Raw genomic sequence first — 656 nt, 5'->3', positions numbered from 1 at the left:
GCGGCGCGGTCAGGAAATAGGCGTGGCGCCCGGCCGATCGCAGATAGGCGGCCAGCTCCTCGAACCACCACAGCTCGCCGAGCGGCATGCCCAGCTTGAACAGGCAATGCTCGTGCAACGGCACCACCGAGTGCGCGCCTGGATCACGCGGCGAAGAGATCCCCTCGACGGCGTAGTTGTCGGCGCAGATCGCCGAGATGCCCGAGGCGCTGATCCATTGCAGCAATTCCTCGTCGCGCCCGTCCAGCACGCAGCCGCAGGCGTTCAGGAGCGCGCTGTCGGGCTGGCGGTTCATGCCGAGCAGGACTTCGGCGAAGCCCGTGCGTATCGACAGGATGTCGCCTTCGCCGATGCACAGGCCATCGGACTCGATGACATGGCGAAGCTCCCGGTAGCCGATGGGCTGCCGAGCGAGGCCGTAGTGATGCGCGAGATCGACGAGCACGGCCCTGCCCTGGATCGCCTTGACCGCGAGCGTCGCGATGTCCAGGGCGCGGGCGCCGTGGGGTCCTTCCATCGGCGTGTCGCCGCCGGCCGCATGGCGCGTGGGGCCGACGATGTGCTCGTTCGCCCTGAAGCCGTTGTAGTACACCATCTCGGGCACGCCGTCGCCGTCCGCATCGAAGAGCGAGCCCACGTGCGCGAGCGAATCCCAC

1 protein-coding gene is annotated in these 656 nt (G+C 68.4%); it reads right to left on the bottom strand.

The features are described 5' to 3' along the window. Window positions 1–656, bottom strand: a 656-nt coding sequence (locus AC1DTN_RS38070; RefSeq protein ID WP_477925332.1) for a cyclase family protein, incomplete at both ends; no start/stop codon positions are given.

The organism is Rhizobium sp. 01T444 (assembly GCF_056398305.1).
This window is presented reverse-complemented; position numbering and strand designations above follow the sequence as displayed.